Source organism: Alphaproteobacteria bacterium (genome assembly GCA_030739735.1).
Classification (GTDB): Bacteria; Pseudomonadota; Alphaproteobacteria; order UBA7887; family UBA7887; genus UBA7887.
On sequence record JASLYQ010000026.1, the window covers coordinates 1 to 18,886 of the forward strand.

The 18,886-nt window shown below is 61.9% G+C and carries 19 protein-coding genes and 1 tRNA gene; 8 read left to right on the top strand and 12 right to left on the bottom strand.

Annotated features, from left to right (window positions below; translation table 11 throughout):
- Positions 1 to 367: 367 nt before the first annotated feature.
- Positions 368 to 441 (bottom strand) — tRNA-Gln (locus tag QF629_11650).
- A gap of 77 nt (positions 442 to 518) precedes the next feature.
- Here QF629_11650 and QF629_11655 point away from each other — a divergent pair.
- The 4 genes from QF629_11655 (at position 519) to QF629_11670 (ending at position 4,733) form a co-directional block, all read left to right on the top strand.
- Positions 519 to 1,208 carry an RlmE family RNA methyltransferase gene (locus tag QF629_11655; GenBank protein ID MDP6014178.1) on the top strand — a complete coding sequence of 230 codons (690 nt, stop codon included), beginning with the start codon at positions 519 to 521 and terminating at the stop codon, positions 1,206 to 1,208.
- Positions 1,209 to 1,566: 358 nt separating this feature from the next.
- Positions 1,567 to 3,030: an IMP dehydrogenase gene (guaB, locus tag QF629_11660; protein ID MDP6014179.1), complete on the top strand. Its 1,464-nt coding sequence runs from the start codon at positions 1,567 to 1,569 to the stop codon at positions 3,028 to 3,030.
- A 19-nt stretch (positions 3,031 to 3,049) separates the two neighbouring features.
- On the top strand, positions 3,050 to 3,397 hold the full coding sequence (locus tag QF629_11665) for a hypothetical protein (protein MDP6014180.1): 348 nt from the start codon (positions 3,050 to 3,052) through the stop codon (positions 3,395 to 3,397).
- Positions 3,398 to 3,479: 82 nt separating this feature from the next.
- Positions 3,480 to 4,733, top strand: a complete 1,254-nt coding sequence (locus QF629_11670; GenBank protein ID MDP6014181.1) for an RsmB/NOP family class I SAM-dependent RNA methyltransferase — start codon at positions 3,480 to 3,482, stop codon at positions 4,731 to 4,733.
- A gap of 311 nt (positions 4,734 to 5,044) precedes the next feature.
- Here QF629_11670 and QF629_11675 read toward each other — a convergent pair whose 3' ends face one another.
- Together QF629_11675 and QF629_11680 are read right to left on the bottom strand one after the other, a co-directional pair.
- Complete coding sequence (locus tag QF629_11675) at positions 5,045 to 6,184, bottom strand: mandelate racemase/muconate lactonizing enzyme family protein (protein ID MDP6014182.1); 1,140 nt, start codon at positions 6,182 to 6,184, stop codon at positions 5,045 to 5,047.
- A 2-nt stretch (positions 6,185 to 6,186) separates the two neighbouring features.
- On the bottom strand, positions 6,187 to 7,185 hold the full coding sequence (locus tag QF629_11680) for a peptidyl-alpha-hydroxyglycine alpha-amidating lyase family protein (GenBank protein ID MDP6014183.1): 999 nt from the start codon (positions 7,183 to 7,185) through the stop codon (positions 6,187 to 6,189).
- Between the two features lie 66 nt (positions 7,186 to 7,251).
- Between QF629_11680 and QF629_11685 the strand changes: the two genes are divergently transcribed.
- The gene (locus QF629_11685; GenBank protein MDP6014184.1) at positions 7,252 to 7,875 is read left to right on the top strand and encodes an FMN-binding negative transcriptional regulator; all 624 of its coding nucleotides are present in this window, start codon (positions 7,252 to 7,254) and stop codon (positions 7,873 to 7,875) included.
- 246 nt (positions 7,876 to 8,121) lie between these two features.
- On the opposite strand, the gene QF629_11690 is transcribed toward QF629_11685, so the two are convergent.
- The 9 genes from QF629_11690 to QF629_11730 are packed head-to-tail and all read right to left on the bottom strand — an operon-like array spanning position 8,122 to position 16,675.
- On the bottom strand, positions 8,122 to 8,481 hold the full coding sequence (locus QF629_11690) for a cupin domain-containing protein (protein MDP6014185.1): 360 nt from the start codon (positions 8,479 to 8,481) through the stop codon (positions 8,122 to 8,124).
- Between the two features lie 13 nt (positions 8,482 to 8,494).
- On the bottom strand, positions 8,495 to 10,279 hold the full coding sequence (locus tag QF629_11695) for a thiamine pyrophosphate-binding protein (protein MDP6014186.1): 1,785 nt from the start codon (positions 10,277 to 10,279) through the stop codon (positions 8,495 to 8,497).
- A gap of 32 nt (positions 10,280 to 10,311) precedes the next feature.
- Positions 10,312 to 11,181 (bottom strand): GTP-binding protein, encoded by an 870-nt coding sequence (locus QF629_11700; GenBank protein MDP6014187.1) that lies wholly within the window; start codon positions 11,179 to 11,181, stop codon positions 10,312 to 10,314.
- Positions 11,178 to 12,233 (bottom strand): dihydropteroate synthase, encoded by a 1,056-nt coding sequence (locus tag QF629_11705; protein MDP6014188.1) that lies wholly within the window; start codon positions 12,231 to 12,233, stop codon positions 11,178 to 11,180. Before QF629_11705 ends, QF629_11700 begins: the two co-directional genes overlap by 4 nt.
- Complete coding sequence (locus QF629_11710; GenBank protein ID MDP6014189.1) at positions 12,230 to 13,882, bottom strand: ASKHA domain-containing protein; 1,653 nt, start codon at positions 13,880 to 13,882, stop codon at positions 12,230 to 12,232. Before QF629_11710 ends, QF629_11705 begins: the two co-directional genes overlap by 4 nt.
- A complete protein-coding gene (locus QF629_11715) occupies positions 13,879 to 14,220 on the bottom strand; it encodes a hypothetical protein (GenBank protein MDP6014190.1) in 342 nt (113 codons plus the stop codon). The genes QF629_11710 and QF629_11715 overlap by 4 nt, the downstream gene beginning before the upstream one ends.
- Positions 14,213 to 14,968 (bottom strand): corrinoid protein, encoded by a 756-nt coding sequence (locus tag QF629_11720; GenBank protein MDP6014191.1) that lies wholly within the window; start codon positions 14,966 to 14,968, stop codon positions 14,213 to 14,215. Before QF629_11720 ends, QF629_11715 begins: the two co-directional genes overlap by 8 nt.
- A gap of 18 nt (positions 14,969 to 14,986) precedes the next feature.
- Positions 14,987 to 16,030, bottom strand: coding sequence for an MtaA/CmuA family methyltransferase (locus QF629_11725; protein MDP6014192.1), 1,044 nt, complete (start codon positions 16,028 to 16,030; stop codon positions 14,987 to 14,989).
- Between the two features lie 18 nt (positions 16,031 to 16,048).
- Positions 16,049 to 16,675 carry a hypothetical protein gene (locus QF629_11730; GenBank protein ID MDP6014193.1) on the bottom strand — a complete coding sequence of 209 codons (627 nt, stop codon included), beginning with the start codon at positions 16,673 to 16,675 and terminating at the stop codon, positions 16,049 to 16,051.
- 67 nt (positions 16,676 to 16,742) lie between these two features.
- On the opposite strand from QF629_11730, the gene QF629_11735 reads away from it, so the two are divergent.
- Genes QF629_11735 through QF629_11745 form a run of 3 tightly spaced genes read left to right on the top strand, consistent with a single transcriptional unit; the run spans position 16,743 to position 18,884 of the window.
- Entirely contained in the window at positions 16,743 to 17,222 is a 480-nt protein-coding gene (locus QF629_11735; GenBank protein ID MDP6014194.1) for a methylenetetrahydrofolate reductase C-terminal domain-containing protein, read from the top strand.
- Positions 17,219 to 18,187, top strand: a complete 969-nt coding sequence (locus tag QF629_11740) for a methylenetetrahydrofolate reductase (protein MDP6014195.1) — start codon at positions 17,219 to 17,221, stop codon at positions 18,185 to 18,187. Before QF629_11735 ends, QF629_11740 begins: the two co-directional genes overlap by 4 nt.
- A gap of 37 nt (positions 18,188 to 18,224) precedes the next feature.
- Positions 18,225 to 18,884 carry a GntR family transcriptional regulator gene (locus tag QF629_11745; GenBank protein ID MDP6014196.1) on the top strand — a complete coding sequence of 220 codons (660 nt, stop codon included), beginning with the start codon at positions 18,225 to 18,227 and terminating at the stop codon, positions 18,882 to 18,884.
- Positions 18,885 to 18,886 lie beyond the last annotated feature (2 nt).

The following is an 18,886-nucleotide window of genomic DNA, read 5'->3' on the forward strand; positions in this document are numbered from 1 at the left end:
GAGGTGGATCCTGGCGATATATGTTATTTTCCTCCCGATATGTCCCATTCTTTTTTTGCAATAAGTGAAAATCCGGTAAAATGCCTTGTGATTTATTCCCCTCCGTATCAGGAGTGTTCTGAACGAGGCGTTGCGCAATAAAGAGGCAGAGGTTGTTTTTCACTAAATGAATATAGTTTGATGACAAATCTTAAGATATGGATTGGTATAGTAGAAACAGAAATGCGAAGAGGGGAGCTATTATCTTTTAGTAATGGAATTGAATAAATAAAGACCTTTATCCTGCTACTGACGTGCCACTAACCTTGCTACTAACGTTAGTAGAAAAGCACTAAGATTTACTTTATTACTGATAGGTTATTGATACTGGCTGGGGGACCTGGATTCGAACCAGGACTGGTCGGGTCAGAGCCGACAGTTCTACCGTTAAACTATCCCCCAGTGTGCTCTATTATACGAGGGGGTGGAAATTAGGAGCGGTCCGGCGGCGTGTCAAGCTGCGGGCGGGTGGATTTGATATGGCGAGATTTTCGCGGAGCAAGCGCGGCCCGGGGCGGGCGCCGCCCAAGCAGAAGCTGCGCACGGCAAAGGGGCGCTCGATATCCTCCTCGCGCTGGCTGCAGCGTCAGCTTGATGATCCTTATGTCGCGCGCGCTCGGGTCGAGGGCTATCGCAGCCGCGCCGCCTTTAAACTGCTGGAGATGGACGAGCGCTTCCGCTTTCTCAAGCGTGGCGCGACGGTGGTCGATCTGGGTGCCGCGCCCGGCGGCTGGACGCAGGTCGCGGTGGCGGGCGGCAGCCGCGTTCTGGCGGTAGACCTGGCGGAATTTGAGCCGGTGGCGGGCGCTGAGCATCTCACCCTCGATTTTCTCGATGCAGGCGCCGACGACGCTATCCGTGCGGCGCTCGGTAGGCCAGCTGACGTGGTGCTAAGCGACATGGCTGCACCCGCTACGGGCACGCGCAATGTCGATCACCTGCGCATCATGGCGTTATGCGAGGCGGTGGCCGAGTTTGCCGAGAGCGTGCTGGTGCCGGAGGGGTGTTTTCTGGCTAAAGTTCTGCGGGGCGGCGGCGAGGCTGCTCTGGTGGCGCATCTCAAACAGCGTTTTCGCTCAATCCGCCACGTCAAGCCGCCGGCCAGCCGGGCCGACTCTACCGAGTTCTATCTGCTGGCGATGGGCTTTCGTGGCCCGCAAAAGGATTAGGTGCGGGTAGGAAGCTCAGATCCGCCGATGTGGCACCAGCCCCCGTTGGCGACCGCGCGCGGCTCGCATGATCTGGGGGCCCCGCAGAGGACTATAACATCGGCCGAGGTTGCCTTTGCGGTAGCCTGGGGTTTGACTTACGATTCGCTAAATTGGCCGGAACGCCTGCGCGCGAGGCGGCGCCACGTCCGCTATCAGCCGGGGTCTAAATAATCATATATTCCTCGGCTCCGCTCTCTGCTGATCTCATGCGCTGACCTACGAAAAGGAGAATGGCTTGCCCCCGCGGAGGCGCCTTTCGAGAGCGCTTGGTGCCAGCATACGTAGGCTCTATAGTGCCGAGCCCTCAGGAGGCGGCATGACCCTCAGCGAAGCGCTTACATTCGACGATGTGCTGATCAAACCGGCAGCGTCCAGCGTATTGCCCGGCAGCGTGGACGTATCTAGCCGTTTGACGCGTACGATCAGCCTTGGCATACCCCTAGTCTCGGCGGCCATGGATACGGTCACAGAAAGCCGGCTCGCCATCGCTATGGCTCAGGCGGGCGGCATCGGCGTGATTCACAAGAGCATGGATATCGATGTACAGGCCGACGAAGTTCGGCGGGTGAAGAAGTTCGAATCCGGCATGGTGGTTAACCCGGTCACCGTGACACCGGAGACCAAGCTCGTCGAGGTGCAGGCGCTGCAGACGCGGCTCAACATCTCGGGCTTTCCCGTGGTCGAAGGCGATAACGGTCGCCTAGTCGGTATTGTTACCAATCGCGACGTGCGCTTCGCCACGGATCCGAACGTGTCGGTGCGTGAGTTGATGACACACGAAGATCTCATCACCATCGACGAGGGCGCGGATTTCGAGCAGGCCAAGCGACTGCTGCACCAGCACCGTATCGAGAAGTTGCTGGTCACCGATGCCGGTGGCCATTGCGTCGGCCTGATCACTGTCACCGATATCGAGAAGGCGCAGAAGTTCCCCAACGCCAATAAGGACGAAAAAGGACGCCTGCGCGTGGCCGCCGCTGTTGGCGTGGGCGAGGCCAATCTTGAGCGCGCTGCTGCCCTGGTGGAGGCGGATGTGGATGTGCTCGTGGTCGACACGGCGCACGGCCATTCCGAGGGCGTGCTGCAGACCGTTAAGAAGGCCAAGGAACTCTCGAATTACACCCAGGTGATCGGTGGTAATGTGGCCACGGCCGATGGCGCTAGGGCGCTGGTCGATGCCGGCGCCGATGCCATCAAAGTCGGCATCGGGCCGGGTTCTATCTGCACCACGCGCGTGGTCGCGGGTGTCGGCGTGCCCCAGTTTACGGCGGTGCGTGAGACGGCGGAAGTGGGGCTCGCAGCCGGCGTGCCGGTGATCGCCGATGGCGGCATCCGCTTTTCCGGAGATTTTGCCAAGGCGCTCGCCGCCGGGGCTGAATGCGCCATGATCGGCTCGCTGCTAGCCGGCACGGAAGAGAGCCCAGGAGAGGTCTATCTCTACCAGGGTCGCAGCTACAAGGCCTATCGCGGCATGGGCTCCATGGGTGCCATGGCGCGCGGTTCGGCCGACCGTTATTTCCAGGCTGAGGTCGCGGACGCGCTCAAGCTGGTGCCCGAGGGTGTCGAGGGCCGTGTTCCCTTCAAGGGGCCGGTCGCCACGGTCTTGCACCAGCTCGTCGGTGGTCTGCGTTCGGCTATGGGCTACACCGGTAGTGCTGACATTGCCGCGCTGCGCGATGGTGCTGAGTTCCTGCGCGTCACAGGCTCCGGCATCCGCGAAGGCCATGTCCATGACGTCACTGTGACCAGAGAGGCCCCTAACTACATTCCTGGCAATTAACTAACGACGATCCGGCGTCGTGATTGGCGGCTTTACCTATACTGAGGCGCCGCTCGTAAATTCGAAGAACAGTGCTAGGCTCATGATATCGGCGCTGTGGGTTCAGGATTTCGAGGTTGTGGAGTGGCTCTATGTCGAGCAGAGCGCCATGAAGCTCACGGTGGTTGAGTTCGGCTACGGGCTCGAAGTAACCCAGGACGACGCCGTGGCGCCATTCTATTGCGCCGATCACGGCGTGCAGGTGAATGGGCAGAACTATCTTAACCCAGTCAACACACGGATCAAGAACGAGGGCCATGTTGGCGTCTTTGCGGTAACCGCTATCGCGAGCGTCAGCGCATCGGCCGAAGTGATGCTAGGTAGCTAAAATCGATGTATGGGCGTCACCTTATTGGAATGGTAGTGGGTGGGATAACGGATTTCGGAACCCCGCGGATAAAGGAGCGCGCATGACCCCGGCTGGGCGTGTGCAGGCGGCGGTCGAGCTGTTGTCTCAGATCGAGGCCGAGGGCATGCCGGCTGATGCGGCGCTCAGGACCTATACGCGTGCGCGGCGCTACATGGGGTCGAAGGATCGCCGCGCCGTTGCCGACCTGGTGTTCGCGACTATCCGCAAACGTTTGGAATGGGACTGGCGCATCGCCCGGCGAGGCGGCGTGCCGAGCCCGCGCCTGCGCGTTCTCGCCGGGCTGGCGCGGAACGACTTTGATGCCATGGTCTGTCTTTGTGACGGCAGCCCCTATGGCCCCGCGTCTCTCGACAAGGCCGAGCAGGCGCTGCTTGCGGCAGTGGCCGTCGATGCCGCAGAGGCGCCCTCCAATATTCCCGAATGGCTCGTGCCGAAGATGCGCCGGCGCTTCGGTGCGGCGATGGAAGAGGAGCTTGCCGCGCTCGATGGCGAAGCGGCGGTTGATCTGCGCTTGGCGCTTGGCTACGACCGGGATACCGTCATTGCCGAGCTGAACTCGTTCGGGATATCAGCCGAGGTGACGCCACTCTCAGCGTACGGAATTCGTGTGCATGGCCGCCCGCGACTCGACAACATACCCGCATGGCGGGATGGTGTAATCGAGATTCAGGACGAGGGCGCGCAACTGGTGGCGCTGTTATGCGAGGCGGCGAAGGCCCATTGTATCATCGACTATTGCGCCGGTGCGGGCGGCAAGACCTTGGCGCTGGCAGCGCTGGCGCCGGACGCTCGGCTGATCGCCTGTGATAGCGATGCTCGGCGTCTTGCTCGTCTTGAGCCAAGGCTCACCCGCATGGGCATCGCCGGGGTCGAGAGCCATGTCATCGGCCTTGATGATGCGCTGCCAGAAGGCTTGGCCGAGCGGGTTCTTGTGGATGTGCCGTGTAGCGGCACGGGCGCTTGGCGACGCAATCCCGACGATCGCCACAGGCTGACTCCCGACTCTCTCGCTACGTATACGGCGCGGCAGGACGAAATTCTCGCCGCCGCCGCCGCGCTGGTCATACCTGGCGGGCGCCTGATCTATGCGACGTGCTCGCTGCTGATGTGTGAGAACGAGGACCGCGTTGAGACATTTCTCAGTTCACGAAGAGATTTTCGCCGTCTCGATATCCGAGACATCTGGAGCCGGGTTATAGAGGCGCCCGCGCCGGATGGCGGGCCAGACCTGTTGCTCACGCCACAGCGCCACGGTACGGACGGCTTCTATATCGCGATTCTCGAGTGCGTTTAACGGGGTTGAGCGATTTCGATGCCGCCTTGATTGTGGCAATCTGTCGTCGAGATGAGAGAATTCGAGACGAGGGCATGGTTCATTTATGAGAAACGATGGCGTGGCTTGCTTTGGTTGTGTGCTTGGGTGTCGGCGGCGCGACAACAAACGAATGCGGTAGCTTTTTTTATTCCGCGAAGCCGCGTTACAGTAACCATGTTAAGGCTATAGATAGTGATGGTGCGGCCATGCGAGGCAATTAAGGGCGACCTATTAACGTTAACGACTAACTTTATCGATTGCTTTGTCTACACCTACAAGAGCTAAGTCGTCTAAACGTAGCCCGGTCCGTCGATCAGTGGAAAATCCGCGAGCATCGCCTCGTCAATCTGAACGCCTAGGCCAGGGTTCTCTGGCGGGCGCACATGGCCCGTCTCATCGACTTCAGCGCGCCAGCTGCAGAGCTGGTCTCGGAAAGGGTTGTGCGCCGCCAGATCGGCCTCGAAATAACCCGCATTGTCGATGCTACAGAGATAATGGATGCTGGCCGCGACGTTGAGGCTGGTGAGCGAGGTGTGCGGATTGATGCCGAGCTTCCAGGCCGAGGCCAGCGCCGCGATACGCATGCCCTCGGTGACACCACCGGTCTTCGAGAGGTCAGGTTGTAGGATCGTGATCACGCCATCCTCGATGAGGCGGTGGAATTCGAAGCGTGTGAAATGGTTCTCGCCGGCGGCGAGCGGGGTGATCCCGAAGCCCTTGGCCTCGCGATAGCGGCGGTGGTCATGCGGCGCGAACGGCTCTTCCAGCCAGCCCGCATTGACGTCGTCCAGCACTGGCATGACGCGGCGCGCATCGTCGAGCGTATAGGCGGTGTTTGCGTCGGTCAGGATGGCGATGTCGTCGCCGATACGCTCGCGTACCGCCACGATGCGCGCGATGTCCGCTTGGGCGCTGTCACCGAGCCGCAGCTTCAGCGCGCGGTAGCCGCTTGCCACCACGCTCGCTGCCTCGTCCGTCAGCTCGGCCGGCGGCTGGTAGCCGAGAGAGACGCCGCCAGCATAGGCCGGAATCGCTTTCGCCGCACCGCCGAGCAACCGGTATAGTGGCCAACCCACAGCCTTGGCGCGAATGTCCCAGAGCGCGATGTCGATGCCACTCAGCGCTAGGCTTGATGCGGTACCCATACCGTGGCTGGCGAGCTGCATCTTGTAGACCCGATCCCAGACGCCGACGACATCGTCTGCGCCCATGTCCTGGATAAGCGTAGTCAGTGTGGTGTTGATGAGCTGGGCAATTGATCCTGGCGCACGGCCCGCATGGGCCTCGCCCCAGCCGACGATACCGTCGTCGGTCTCGATGCGCACCAATACAGCATCGCGTTTGACCGCTAGGCCAATACCGAGCCTCACCTGATGCTCAGCAGGGACGGAAAAGGAGATTGGGAAGGCTTTGATAGTAGCAATTTTCATGGTTAACCCGCGCGAATGAATTTCTGAAAGGCATGGCAAGTGAGCGGTGCGAAGTGGTCTATCGAGCCTGAGGCCTTGATCACCTCGCCAACGTAGAAATCGCCGCGCGAATCTGCCCAAATACCATGCGGCACGATGAAGTTGCCAGGCAGCAGTGAATCCGCGCCGCCGAGCTGGGTCTGGATATTGCCGTCAAGGTCGCAAATGGTAACCCGTGCGATCGGTGCGTGCCCCATGGGCGGGTGGTCCATGAGCCGGAATTCTGGCCTGTGGGGAAAGGGTATGTTCCAGCCTAGCTCGGCGATATAGAGGTTCTCCTGCTCGTCGAGGAAGAGATCGTCCGGGCGGTTTACCCAATCCCAGCTATTCAGATACTCGCCATCCTTGGAGAAGAACTGGATGCGCGAGTTCTCGCGATCGGCGACCAGAACCCGGCCCGAGCGGTCGACGACGATGCCGTGCGGCAGATTGAACTGACCCGGCCCGTTGCCGGGCCCACCCCAAGAGGCGAGCAACTTTCCGCCGGCACTGAAGCGGTGCACGCGAGCATTGCCGTAACCGTCTGAGATGAATAGCTCGCCGTCCTCCGCCACGGCAACGTTGGTCACCATGTTGAAGGGTCCGCCGGCATATTGCACTGGCGTCCTCCCCAGCATGAAGCCAGTGTCTGCCGGTTGATCGGCTTTGCCGAGGGTCATCAGCAACTCACCCGACGTGGTGAATTTGCGCACCGTGTGGTCCAAATTGTCCGCGCACCAGACATGGTCGTTGCGGTCGATGAAGATGCCGTGCGCCGAAGAGAAGATGCCTTCGCCCCAGGCGTTGAGGAACTTTCCCTCCTTGTCGAACACGATGACCGGGTGGGCACCGCGATTAAAGACGTAGACCCGGTCGTGGGAATCCACCGCCACCCCGGCCACCTCGACGAACGACCAGCCTTCGGGAAGCTGCTCCCAGCCCTCCAACACCTGATAGTCGAGATTGTATGCGTTGGTCGCCATAGCGCTCCCTCGTATGCAATGGCGACAGCCTAGCGTCGGATCGACACGAATGCGATAGTTCTGGCTATGTACAGACCAGCCACTTTTGACGAGTCTGACCCAAGTATCTTGCATCGCTTGATTGCAGAGATCGGCATGGGCGTGCTCGTCACGCCCGATCTCGAGGCGACGCATATACCGTGGCTCTACGAACCCGAGCCGTCACCGCTCGGATGCCTGGTTGGGCATGTTGCACGTGCGAATTCGCATTGGCAGGCCTTGCCCACGGACAGCGAGGTGCTGGTGGTTTTTTCGGGCGCCAACGCCTATGTCTCGCCGAGTTGGTATCCCACGAAGCAGCGCACGGCCAAAGTGGTGCCGACCTGGAACTATGTCGCCGTGCACGCTTACGGCATCGCGGAGACATTTGACGACCCGGCGAGCTTGCGCCGCGTGGTCGCTCACCTGACGGAGGCGCAGGAGGCACGCTTTGCCGAGCCCTGGTCCCTCGACGATGCGCCGGCGGATTTCACCGCGGCGCTGCTACGCCAGATTGTTGGCATCCGCCTTTGTCTTACTCGCTTCGAAGGCAAGCGCAAGCTCAGCCAGAACCGCCCGCAGGAAGATCGCGCGGGCGTTCTGGAGACGCTTGGACGCTCCTCTCGCCCCATGGACCAGGCGCTCGCCGATTCCATGCGAAAGGACATGTGACGGCGATCTCTTCAGCTTCACCTGAGATAGCTATGTCAGTGGAAGCTGGGCCACGGGCATCGGCACAGGAAAATATGCGGAGGGTGCCCAGGCAATGGCACTTGGAAGTCCGTACCCCTGAGGGATCCTGCCGTGGCCAAGGTAAAGTAGCAGAACACCATCACTATGAAGCAACAGACGATAAACCCAACTCATGAACGAACTACCGAGCCCACGGTCATTGCGTGCTCGTTTTTATTGGGTATTTCACTCGTCCTTTGGCGGCACAGTAATCACCAGAAAGACTAGGTCGTCGAGGCCGGTGTTGCTGATTAGGTGTTCGATGCCGGGCGGGATGAAGATGACATCATGGCGACGTACCACTTGCCGCTTGCCCTCGAACTCCATGACGCCTTCGCCTTCCAATACGTGGTAGATCTGCTCCTGCACCCGGTGTGTGTGCCGGGCGACATAGCCCTTGGGCTGATAAGACGAGATGCGGTAATCGATGTGTCCGCCTTGTCCGGTCTCGGGGCCGAACAGCAGCTTGGAATACGCACCGTCATAGTGCCCGGGCATCAATTGCCAGTCGATCTCGGCGATATTGATAATCTTGGCGTCGGCCATTGCTCTGCTCCTCTCAGTCGCCGGGCACCCAGGGGGTGCCGTAGATGGGTTCTTTGTGGGGCATCGGTGGTAGCGCCCAGGTGCCGGTGGCGGGCGGGCGCACTTCAGCGTCCACGTGCACGTCGAGTAACGCCGGCTTGCCCGACGCCAGCGCCTGCTCCAGCGCGCCTTCGAGATCGCCGGGGTCGGTGACTGTAGTGCCATCCACGCCGCAGGCGCGGGCCAGCGCTGCGAAGTCCGGGTTGTAGGGCTCGCGATTGTCACCACGATAAAAACCGGTGCCGATCTCGCGACCCTCGAACAGGCCGTACTGGATGTCGCGGATGGCTGACCAGGCGAAGTTGTTCCAGACCACCCAGATGGCCGGGATGTTGTACTCGACCGCGGTGCAGAGCACATGCGGGGTCATGGTGAAGCCGCCGTCGCCCACCACCGAGATGCAGGCGCTTTCGGGCGCTGCTAGCTTGGCGCCGAGAATTCCAGAGGGCCCAAAGCCCATGGCTGAAAACCCCCAGGTGTTGAGCATGGTCTGGGGCATCCGCGCGTCCCAGAACTGCATGAACCAGTTGTGGTGGACACCGGAATCGAGCGACAGGATGCCATCGTCTGGCATCAGCTTGCGCAATGTTGTGACGACCTGCTCGGGCCGTAGCGGGCTTGTGCGCGCGTCCATGTTGGGGGCGGTGAAGTCATCCCATTCCTGTTGCCAGGCGGCGATTTCGTCGCGCCAGACAGCGAGCCGCGGGGCGCCACTTTCGCCCCGCCGTTCGATCTCACCGAGTAGCTGCCGCAGCACGGTTCGCGCGTCCGCCACGATGCCAAGGTCTGGCGCATAATTGCGGCCGATCTCGACCGGGTCCACATCCACATGGATAAGCTTGGTGTGCGGAAAGTTCCACGAATAGCCAGGCAGCCATGAGGACGACGAGCGATCGTCAAAGCGGGCACCGATTGCCAGAACCAGGTCCGCATGGCGACCCGCTTGGTTTGCCGGGTAGACGCCGTTGCGGCCAATGAAGCCGAGCGACAAGTCGTGGGTCATGTCGAGACAACCCATGCCGTTCGGCGAGCTGATGACGGGGACAGAGAGTTTCTCGGCAAGCGCCGTGAGCTCCGCGGATGCTTCGGAGAGCGTCACGCCGTGGCCGATGAACAGCACTGGGCACTCCGCTGCCAGCAGCATATCGACGGCGCCACTCACGTCCTCGGGCGAGGCGGCAGAGCGTCGGCTGATGCGCTCGCCGGCAGCGGTCGGTACTTCGACGTCGGCGCTTTCCTGGAAGACATTGAAAGGCACGTCGAGCTGTACCGGGCCGGGGCGCCCTTGGGTCATCGTGGTCCAAGCGTGGTCGAGCGCCAGCGGCAACATCTCGACACGGGTCGGCTGCAAGCTGCGCTTGACGACAGGGCGCACGACGGAGGGAAAATCAGCCGCGCCATGGCGGTTGATCTCCTGGAAGGGCCCGCGGTCGAATTGCTGGGTTGGCACGTTGGCGGTAATTGCCAGAAAGGCGGATGAATCGCTCAGCGCACAGGTCAGCGCCATGACCAGATTGGCCGAACCTGGGCCGCACGAGGTCAGTGTAGCCACCGGCTCGTGCTTCACCCGGTAATAGGCGTCGGCCATGTGTCCCGCGGTCTGCTCGTGGCGAGGTGAGACCAGTGTGATGTCGTCTTGCGCCGCGTGCAGCGCATCGAGGATGCCGACCGTGCCATGGCCGCAAAGGCCGAACACGTACGGCATCTTTTCCTTGATCAGGAACTCGACGATAAGTTCGCCGCCCTTCATCTCCGGCATGTCAGCTCCCTAGTTTTGTTGGTGGGTGCAATTTAGGCGCTGTCGGCGCGATCCGCAAAAACGAAGTGGGCGGCCAGCGCGTCGGGGTCGAGGTCTGGCCCGATCAGCACCAGGTGCCTGTGCGGGCCGGCAGCAGGGGTGATCTCCAGTGCGTCCGGAACGTACTGGATAAGCGACGGCACGCCGTCCACCTCCATGAAGCCTTTGGCGCGCCATAGGGGGCAGCGCAGGGTGGCGAAAGTTTGACGTAGCGTCTCGCTGTCGATGGCTTTGTCGCAGGTTAGGGTGATGGCATCGGTGTGAATATGGCTGCCGCCGCCACCGCTTTTGCGGCTAGTGCCTTCAAACAGAGGCGTGCCGTCGATATCGCCGTGCTCGGCGGGAATTACTGTAGCCTCCGAGTTCAGACTGGCGACGGTAGCGAGCGTCGCCGCGAGTTGCTCGGGTGTCGCGAGATCGGTCTTGTTCACGACCACGATGTCGGCTGCCGTCACCTGTTCGCCATAGAACAGCCCGAGGCTGCTATGCAGGCGTGTGAAACGCGCCGCATCGACGACCGTGACCAGAGGCGCGAGGGTGAGCCACGACGATTCCTTGCCGAGAGCCGCGACAAGCTCGTCCGGCTGGGCGACGCCGCTCGCCTCGACGATCACCTGAGCATAATCTTGCAGGTCTTCCAGCGCCTCCACCAGCGGCCCCTGCAAGGTACAACAGACGCAGCCCGAGGGCAGCTCGACCGTTGTCTCGGCGATGTCCTCGAGCAGTGCACCGTCGATGCCGACATCGCCAAACTCGTTTACGATTACGGCGAGCGCGCCGTCGGGCGCTGGGGCGTTGAGGATACGCCGCAGCAGTGTTGTCTTGCCGGCGCCGAGAAAGCCGAACAGGAAGACGACTTTCATCGTGCGGCGCGCTTGGTCTCCCGCTGCTTGGTCCGCCAAGCCTTGATATAGGTACGGCAGCCCTCGTCGCGGCCAAGGATGACGTTCTCGGCGAGCCGGTAGTCGTCTCTCTCGCGATCCATGGCGAAAACCTCGGACGGCGGGCTTAGGTTGGGATCGATGATGCCGCTGTCCAGCCCCACTTCGGTGCCGAGAATCATGAACACGTCGTTGATGGTCTTGCGCGAGGGGATGCCGAAGGAAACGTTGCTGACGCCACCGGTGATATGGATTTCCGGCCCCCAGCACTCGCGCAGGCCCTTGATGGCATCGAGCCCATGCATCCCGAATGCGGGATTGACCGAGACCGGGAAGAACAGTGGATCGACGAACATGTCGCTGCGCGCGATGCCTTTGGCCTCGGCGGTTTTGATCATGCGTCCGGCATTGGTCAGGCGCTGCTCGACGCCATCTGGCATGCCTGACTCACCTGCCGCCGTAAGCACTACGCGGGCATTGTGCTTGACGGCGAGATCAACCGCATCGCTGCGCTCCAGCGAAGCGGAATTGAGCATGGGCCGCGCGGCCGATCCGGCACAGGCATCGAGGCCCGTAGCAATGACTTCCATGTCCGAGGAATCCACGGCGATCGGCAGCTTGCTCATGCCGCGCAGGGCGGTGACGGCCCAGGCCATAGCCTCCTGGCGCTCGGACATGTGGATCGAGATCTCGTCCACATTGATGTCGAGATAGGTGCTGCCGTTCTTTTCCTGGTTGGCGACGAGCGCGCGCAGGTAGGCTACAGCGATCTCGGCATCGTCGCCACCCGCCATCGCGGTCCTGACCGCGATCATCACGTGCTTGATGCGGCCCGCCTCGTATTCTTGGGTCTTGCTGGCCCAATCGGGTATGGGCAGCAGGCCGGCATTGCCGTTATTATCCGTAAAGGTGATGCCCTCGCTGCCACCGTCCTCGCCCGAGATATAACGCTTGCCGCGCTTCAAAAGTACGCGGGTCGTGTGAACGTTCTCGCCGATAACGACAAAGTTGGCTCTGCGGATCTCGGTGCTCATCCGGCGCTCCTTTTCAGCGATGGTCGTGGCGGGTCCATCATGGGCTTGAATTGGCAGCCTTCGACGAAAAGGTCGAAGAAATCAGGTTCAGTTTCGAGCTCAATATGATCGATGCGGGGGACAGCCCTTTCCAACGCGCGCCGTGCCGTGACAGACAGCAGCACTTTGCGCGCGCCGTGCAGCGCGGCGTTGCCGACTTTCGCGACGCGCGCGGGATCGATCGGTGCTAAAAGACCGATGGCGATGGCGTTCTCGATATCGAGGGTATTGGCGAAGCCGCCGGCCAGGGTCACGCGCTCAACCTCGCCAGGCCCGATGCCGAGGCTGCGCAACACGATCTGCTGGCCGCAGCTGTTTGCTGCCTTGGCCTGGGCGAGGTGGCTAGCGTCGGCGCGGGAAAATGTGATGCCGTGCTCCGGTACGACGGTGATCTGCATTTGCTTGCGCCCGCCCGAGAAGACGCCGAGCGGGTTCATAAGCTCCTGGCGGCGCAGTACGGCGACAAGATCGACTAGGCCCGAGCCGCACAAGCCTTCCGGCGGCGCGTCACCGATGGTTTGCCAGGAAAAGTCTTCACCCCGCCAATCGAGGGACTCGATGGCACCGTCAAAGGCCCTCATGGCCCAGGTCACGAGGCCGCCTTCGAAGGCCGGGCCGGCCGGGCATGAGGCGGCCAGCATCCGGCCGTGGGCACGCACCACTACCTCGGTATTGGTGCCGATGTCGATCAGCATCTCTGGCGCGTCGCCTTCGGGATCGAGTCCGGTGGCAGCAAGACAAGCTGCCGTGTCGCCGCCGACATGGCTGGCGATTAACGGTAGGCCGTAAAGCCGCGTCCGGCGGTTGGCGCGAAAGCCGAGATCCCAGGCATTGGCGGTCAATGCTGTGCTGTCGCGCTTTCCCGCGCGCCACTCGGCTTCGACGAGCGAGCGGTACGGCTTTTGCCCGATGCTGGCGACATCGAGGCCGAAGATCAGTTCGCGCATGGTGGTGTTGCCGGCCACGACGATCTCATAGATTGCGCGGCGGGCAAAACCGTGGCGCTTGGCGGCAGCGCGGATCTCGCGGTTCACCGCGCTTACCACAGCTTTCTGCAGCTCGCCCGGGTTGGTACCATCGTAGGAGATGCGGTGCATCACGTCCGAGCCGCCGAAGCCTTGCGGGTTGGCGAAGGCGCAAGTCTCGACGCTGTCGCCGGTCTCAAGATCGACGATATCCATGACCACCGTCGTGGTGCCGAGGTCGAGTGCAATACCGAGCATGCGCTTACGCGCCTGGTCGATCACCTGGCCGTCGAGCAGGATCTCGTCGCCGTGGCGGCTGGCGGCTGGATCGCGCGCCAAGCTCTCGTCGAAATGGGTATCAGTCAGGATGCGCGGGCGCCGTCGTAGCGGTGCGAAGCGGATGTCGCGCTCGGCGACAATCTCGGCTTGGCAGGCAAGGCGGTAGGGGTCCTTAAGAAAGCCTTCGACCCCGCTGCGCGGGCCCAAGGCGTCCAGCCCTTCGCTGATCTCGACGACGCATTCGTGGCAGGTGCCCGAGCGCCCGCAGGAGGTCGCGACTTCCAGTGCTAGGTCGTCAGCGTAGTCAAACAGTGTACGCCCGGCGATCAGCTCACGGCTCTCGCCGCCATGGGAGACGCGGCTCACGAGTCCGGGTCGTCCTCATCGCGGCGCGCGCGCGCCGCGCGCTTGATACGGGAGATCTTTTTTTTGGCCCGATCATAATGGGCCGGCTCGCTGTCCCAGGCGACACGGTAGTCCAAGGTGCCGTCATGGGTACAGATGGGCAAAGTCTCGCTGTCGTCGAGCCGCAACTGCATGCGGCAGCGGGCCAACCCGGTACAGCGGTCGTGGCGGTCGCGATAGGGGCAGCGCACGGAAGCCTGCTTGTCAGCGTGGCGGACCATGTCCGCGAACAGCTCGGTAATGCGATCGAGCCGTTGCTGATAGGCTTCCTTATCTGTCTTTGGCGGCTTGTCAGGCATCGGCCCCGGCTGCCACGAGGTCCTTGGCCAGTCCGACGCAGGCCAGTGCATCCTTGCCATAGCTATCGGCGCCCATATCGTCGGCGAATTCCTGGGTTACCGGCGCACCGCCGACCATGATGCGCACGTCGTCGCGCAGGTCTGCATCGATGAGGGCCTCGATAGTCTTGCCCATGTTCGGCATGGTCGTGGTCAGAAGTGCCGACATGCCGAGTACAGGCGCGCCGTGCTCCTCGACGGCATCGATGAACTCGTCATCGGAGGTATCGACACCGAGATCGATGACGGTGAAGCCGGCGCCGCGCAGCATCATGATGCAGAGGTTCTTACCGATGTCATGCAGGTCGCCCTTGACCGTGCCCATGATCACTGTGCCGATGGGCTTGACGCCCGAGGCTGACAGGATCGGTTCGATATATGTCATGCCAGCCTTCATGGCGCGGGCGCAGGAGAGCACCTCGGGCACGAAGATGAAGTTCTCCCGGAACTTGATCCCGACTATGCCCATGCCGCCGATCAGCCCGTCGTCCATAACCTCTGTGGCCTTGATGCCTTCGGCTAGCGCTTGCTTAGTCAGTTTGTCAGCTGCAGAATCGTTACCCTCAATGATGGCTACCGCAATGTCTTGCGTCAATGGCCGAGCCTTGGCGAAAAGGTCTACGGCGCGCGATATCTCCTCGGGGCGCTCGATGAACTCCTCGATCTCGTCGCGTAAAATCTCGTTGGCAATATCGGATAGGTTAGCCATAGCAATCGGTCTCGCGGTCTAATGCACTTGCGGGTGATTTGCGTGCCAGTCGCGCACGGCCTTGGGGATCTCGAGCAGGTTCTCGATCGAGGTTTGCAAGGGAATCGCGCATTCCGGGGCAATCAGCTGCACGCCGGCATCAAGGTTAGCATAAACCTCCTCGCGCACGGCGTCCGTCCCCTTGGCAAATAGGGTTTCGGGATTGTTAATGTTGCCCACCAGCCGGATGCCACCGTGAACCGCTTCCATGGACTCGCCCGGCTCGTTCTTGGAATCGTAATGAAAGGCGGCCATGCCGGTCTCGGCAATGAAGGGCATGCGATCGACCGTACGTCCACATATGTGAAGAATTAATGGAATATCAAGACGTTCTGAGAATTCTTTATGTATATTCTTTAGGTAACGCTCGTAATACTCACCGCTGACGAGATCGCCGGTGGCATGGTCGGGCAAGGTGAGGGCATCGACGCCGACATCGATTTGCGCCTGACCGAATTGGATGGTCGCCTCCTTGAGGCGGTCGAGCACCAGCTTGGTCTTGCCCGGATCGTCCAACGAGAGCAGCAGGAAAGGCTCGACCCCGAAGCAGTGATAAGCTAGCGACCAGGGCCCCATGGTCTTGCCGACGATCGCCACCTCGTCGCCAAATTCCTTGCGCAAGCCGCGAATAGCGTCGAGCACGCAGATCGTGTCCTGGTGGGTGAGGAAGTCGTTGGGGATGCGGATGTCGTCGGCGGTGCGCCAAATCGGTTCTTTCATGCGCACGGTCGGCCAGTTGTCTTTCTGCTCCCACTGCATCTTGCAGCCGAGCGCTGAGGATTCTTGGATGATTGAGAAGACCGGCATGATGGCGTCGAAATCGAGCTCGGTGTAGCTCGTCGCAGCCAGGCGTGCCATCAGCTCGCCCTCGCGGTTGGCGTTGGGAAACGGTGCGTCGACCAGATCCATCAACTCGACTGTGGCGACCGAGGTCGGGTTGCACACCGGCGTTCTGTCGACGGGCTCGCCGGCGAGTGCTGCCAACACCCTCTCACGGCTCGTCATGGGGGCTATGCCTGTCATTCGTGCCTCCCTCTCTCGTTATTCCTGCGTGCTCGGCGCTGCGAGCACACCCCGACCCGCCGTCTCCGCCTGCTCTCGCATGGCGACGCGAACATTGAGCGCCCGAGTCAGCAGTAGGCCAATAAGTGCATCGTGCGCGTGGCCGCAGAAAAATGCCACTGTATCGTCGCTCTCCGCTTCCATCTCGGCCAACTTCACGAGACCGCCTGCCACGGTAGCGATGCGCCGGGTATTGGCCGGATCGTCAGCGGAGACCCGGTAGCGGCCGGCGCCGAGGCTGGTGACGATAATATTGGCGTCCGCTTTTTTATCGAAAACCGTGAGTGGCTTGGCCGTGAACTTGTTCGCCGGATCGAGCTTGCAGACTTCCAGAAAAAGGCGGCGAACGCCCATGCTGTGCTCGGCGCCACACGGAAACCGCTCGCTGTGCTCGCTCTCGGGAACCATGTCGCCCAGCGTTTGCATTGCCTCGCCTAGCCACGCCATGCGGGCCTCGGCTCCCTCGTGGCCGCTGTATGTATGCACCCGGAATGCCGCCGCGCCATTGCTGCCCGGTCGCTCGTACAGCGCCAAAGTGACGTCGTGGAAGTGGCGGTCCATCGGCAACAACTCGATGCGCTTGCCCAGATCGACGATATGCCCCATGCGGCCCTCGGAAGAAATGCTTGCGACACGGCATCGCTAGTTGCAATATACGTCTGGTATACCACTGATGTCCAGCAAGGACCACGCTGTGATGGTGATGCGACATTGGGCCAGCCGGCATCCCCGTCCTTTGATGGCGGCGTACCGTCTCGCGCGCCGCCTGTTCCTGGGTCTGGCGCCGCTCTGGTGGCTGATCGGCAATCGCCGCCTGGAAAGGCCGCTGGCGTTTCTTGAGCGCGCGCTCAAGGGGCCGCTGTTCGATTGCCGCATGTGCGGCACCTGCGTGCTTTCCGAGACCGGCATGACCTGTCCGATGAATTGCCCCAAGGCGTTGCGCAACGGCCCTTGCGGCGGTGTGCGCAGCGACGGGCATTGCGAGACAAAGCCCGAGATGCGCTGCGTCTGGGTGGTCGCGAGTGAGGGTAGCCGCCTGCTCGGAGAGCCGTCGCCATTGGCCCTGGTGTTGCCGCCGGTCAACCATGCCCGCAGCGGCAAGTCTTCGTGGTTGTCGCTGCTTGAAGAGGCGCAGAGGGAACGGGCGGCTTGAGCGTGCCGTCCACAGCCTACGATGCTGAAGGTCGCTTCGAGCGCGCGCTGCGGGCGGGGCGTTTCGTGGTCACAGCCGAACTCAACCCACCCGATTCCGCCGATCCGGACGACGTGTTCGACCGTGCTATGGTGCTCTCACAAGTCTGCGATGCGATCAACGCGACGGATGCCTCAGGCGCCAACTGCCACATGTCGAGCTTGGGTATTTGCGCCCTTCTGCGGCGTGCCGGCTATGCCACGATCATGCAAATCTCTTGTCGCGATCGCAATCGCATTGCCATCCAGGGTGACGTGCTCGGTGCCGCGGCGATGGGAGTGCGCAACATCCTCTGCCTCAGTGGCGATTCTGTCGCCGTGGGCGATCACCCCGAGGCTAAGCCGGTCTTCGATCTCGATTCGATCACGTTGCTCGAGACCATTCGCGGCATGTGCGAAGAGGGCAGGTTCCTCTCCGGGCGCGAGATCACCGCGCTGCCGCGGGTCTTTCGCGGCGCTGCTGCCAATCCCTTTGTGCCGCCATTCGAGCAACGCCCTTTGCGGCTGGCCAAAAAGATCGCTGCCGGTGCCCAGTTCGTGCAAACTCAGTACTGCTACGATGCGCCGGTGCTGGAGCGTTACATGGCGAGCGTGCGCGAGCTCGGCCTGCATGAGAAGTGCTATATCATCCCCGGGGTCGGGCCGCTGACCTCGGCTTCCGCGGCGCGTTGGATCCGCTCGAAAGTGCCCGGCGTACACATTCCCGACACGGTCATTTCTCGCCTTGAAAGTGCGTCCGACCAGAAGGCCGAGGGCCGCAGAATCTGCATCGAGCTGATCCAGCAGATCTCTGAGATTGCAGGCGTCGCCGGCATTCACATGATGGCCTATCGCCAGGAAGAGGCGGTAACCGAGATCGTCATGGAGTCCGGCATCCTCGCCCGCCGTCGCCCCAAGCGTGCGCGCAGCGCCGTCAAAGCCGGTTAGGCGACCTGGTACAGTACTAACTATGGCAAGGTAGTCCATGAGTGAGCAGCCGCAGCGAACCGAGGCCTCGGAGAGCCTGACCCGGCGGGCCTACGAACGGATCGAGGAGATGATCGTCACGCTTGACTTGGCGCCGGGCGAGACGGTTTCGGAGGCCGCCCTTGCGCAAAGTCTCGGCATGAGCCGCACGCCAGTGCGCGAGGCCTTACAGAGGCTTGCGCGTGAAGGTCTGGTGCGGGTGATGCCGCGGCGCGGGTTGCTGATCACCGAGTTCGATGTTGGCCGCCAGCTGCGCATGCTCGATGTGCGCCGCCAGATCGACCGCTTGCTAGCCATGCGCGCTGCGACGCGGCGTAGCGCGCAGCAGGCCGATCGCTTTCGCGAGGTCGCGGCCCAGTTTGCCGAAGCTGCCGAGCAGAACGACGATACCCTATTCACCCGTGCCGACCGCGCTTTCAATGAGCTTATCACCGCTGCCGCCGCCAACGAGTTCGCCACCGAGGCCGCCTCGCTCACCCAGGGCTTGTCGCGGCGCTTCTGGTACGCCTACCATGAGCGCTTCTCCGAGATTGGGCAAGCCGCCGACCTCCACCGCGCCATCGCGCTTACCATCGCCGACGGAAACGAGGCCGCGGCAGGCGCCGCTAGCAACACCCTACTCGATCACGTCGAGGCGTTTACGCGGGCCACTTTATAGCC

Excerpts from the sequence above, each read along its gene's own strand:
- QF629_11690 (MDP6014185.1), bottom strand. The coding sequence starts at position 8,481 with ATGGCCGACGCCAAGATTATCAATATCGCCGAGATCGACTGGCAATTG.
- QF629_11745 (MDP6014196.1), top strand. The coding sequence starts at position 18,225 with ATGAGTGAGCAGCCGCAGCGAACCGAGGCCTCGGAGAGCCTGACCCGG.
- guaB (MDP6014179.1), top strand. The coding sequence starts at position 1,567 with ATGACCCTCAGCGAAGCGCTTACATTCGACGATGTGCTGATCAAACCG.
- QF629_11725 (MDP6014192.1), bottom strand. The coding sequence starts at position 16,030 with ATGACAGGCATAGCCCCCATGACGAGCCGTGAGAGGGTGTTGGCAGCA.
- QF629_11720 (MDP6014191.1), bottom strand. The coding sequence starts at position 14,968 with ATGGCTAACCTATCCGATATTGCCAACGAGATTTTACGCGACGAGATC.
- QF629_11680 (MDP6014183.1), bottom strand. The coding sequence starts at position 7,185 with ATGGCGACCAACGCATACAATCTCGACTATCAGGTGTTGGAGGGCTGG.
- QF629_11700 (MDP6014187.1), bottom strand. The coding sequence starts at position 11,181 with ATGAAAGTCGTCTTCCTGTTCGGCTTTCTCGGCGCCGGCAAGACAACA.
- QF629_11715 (MDP6014190.1), bottom strand. The coding sequence starts at position 14,220 with ATGCCTGACAAGCCGCCAAAGACAGATAAGGAAGCCTATCAGCAACGG.
- QF629_11730 (MDP6014193.1), bottom strand. The coding sequence starts at position 16,675 with ATGGGGCATATCGTCGATCTGGGCAAGCGCATCGAGTTGTTGCCGATG.
- QF629_11655 (MDP6014178.1), top strand. The coding sequence starts at position 519 with ATGGCGAGATTTTCGCGGAGCAAGCGCGGCCCGGGGCGGGCGCCGCCC.
- QF629_11695 (MDP6014186.1), bottom strand. The coding sequence starts at position 10,279 with ATGCCGGAGATGAAGGGCGGCGAACTTATCGTCGAGTTCCTGATCAAG.
- QF629_11670 (MDP6014181.1), top strand. The coding sequence starts at position 3,480 with ATGACCCCGGCTGGGCGTGTGCAGGCGGCGGTCGAGCTGTTGTCTCAG.
- QF629_11675 (MDP6014182.1), bottom strand. The coding sequence starts at position 6,184 with ATGAAAATTGCTACTATCAAAGCCTTCCCAATCTCCTTTTCCGTCCCT.
- QF629_11735 (MDP6014194.1), top strand. The coding sequence starts at position 16,743 with ATGTCCAGCAAGGACCACGCTGTGATGGTGATGCGACATTGGGCCAGC.
- QF629_11685 (MDP6014184.1), top strand. The coding sequence starts at position 7,252 with ATGTACAGACCAGCCACTTTTGACGAGTCTGACCCAAGTATCTTGCAT.
- QF629_11705 (MDP6014188.1), bottom strand. The coding sequence starts at position 12,233 with ATGAGCACCGAGATCCGCAGAGCCAACTTTGTCGTTATCGGCGAGAAC.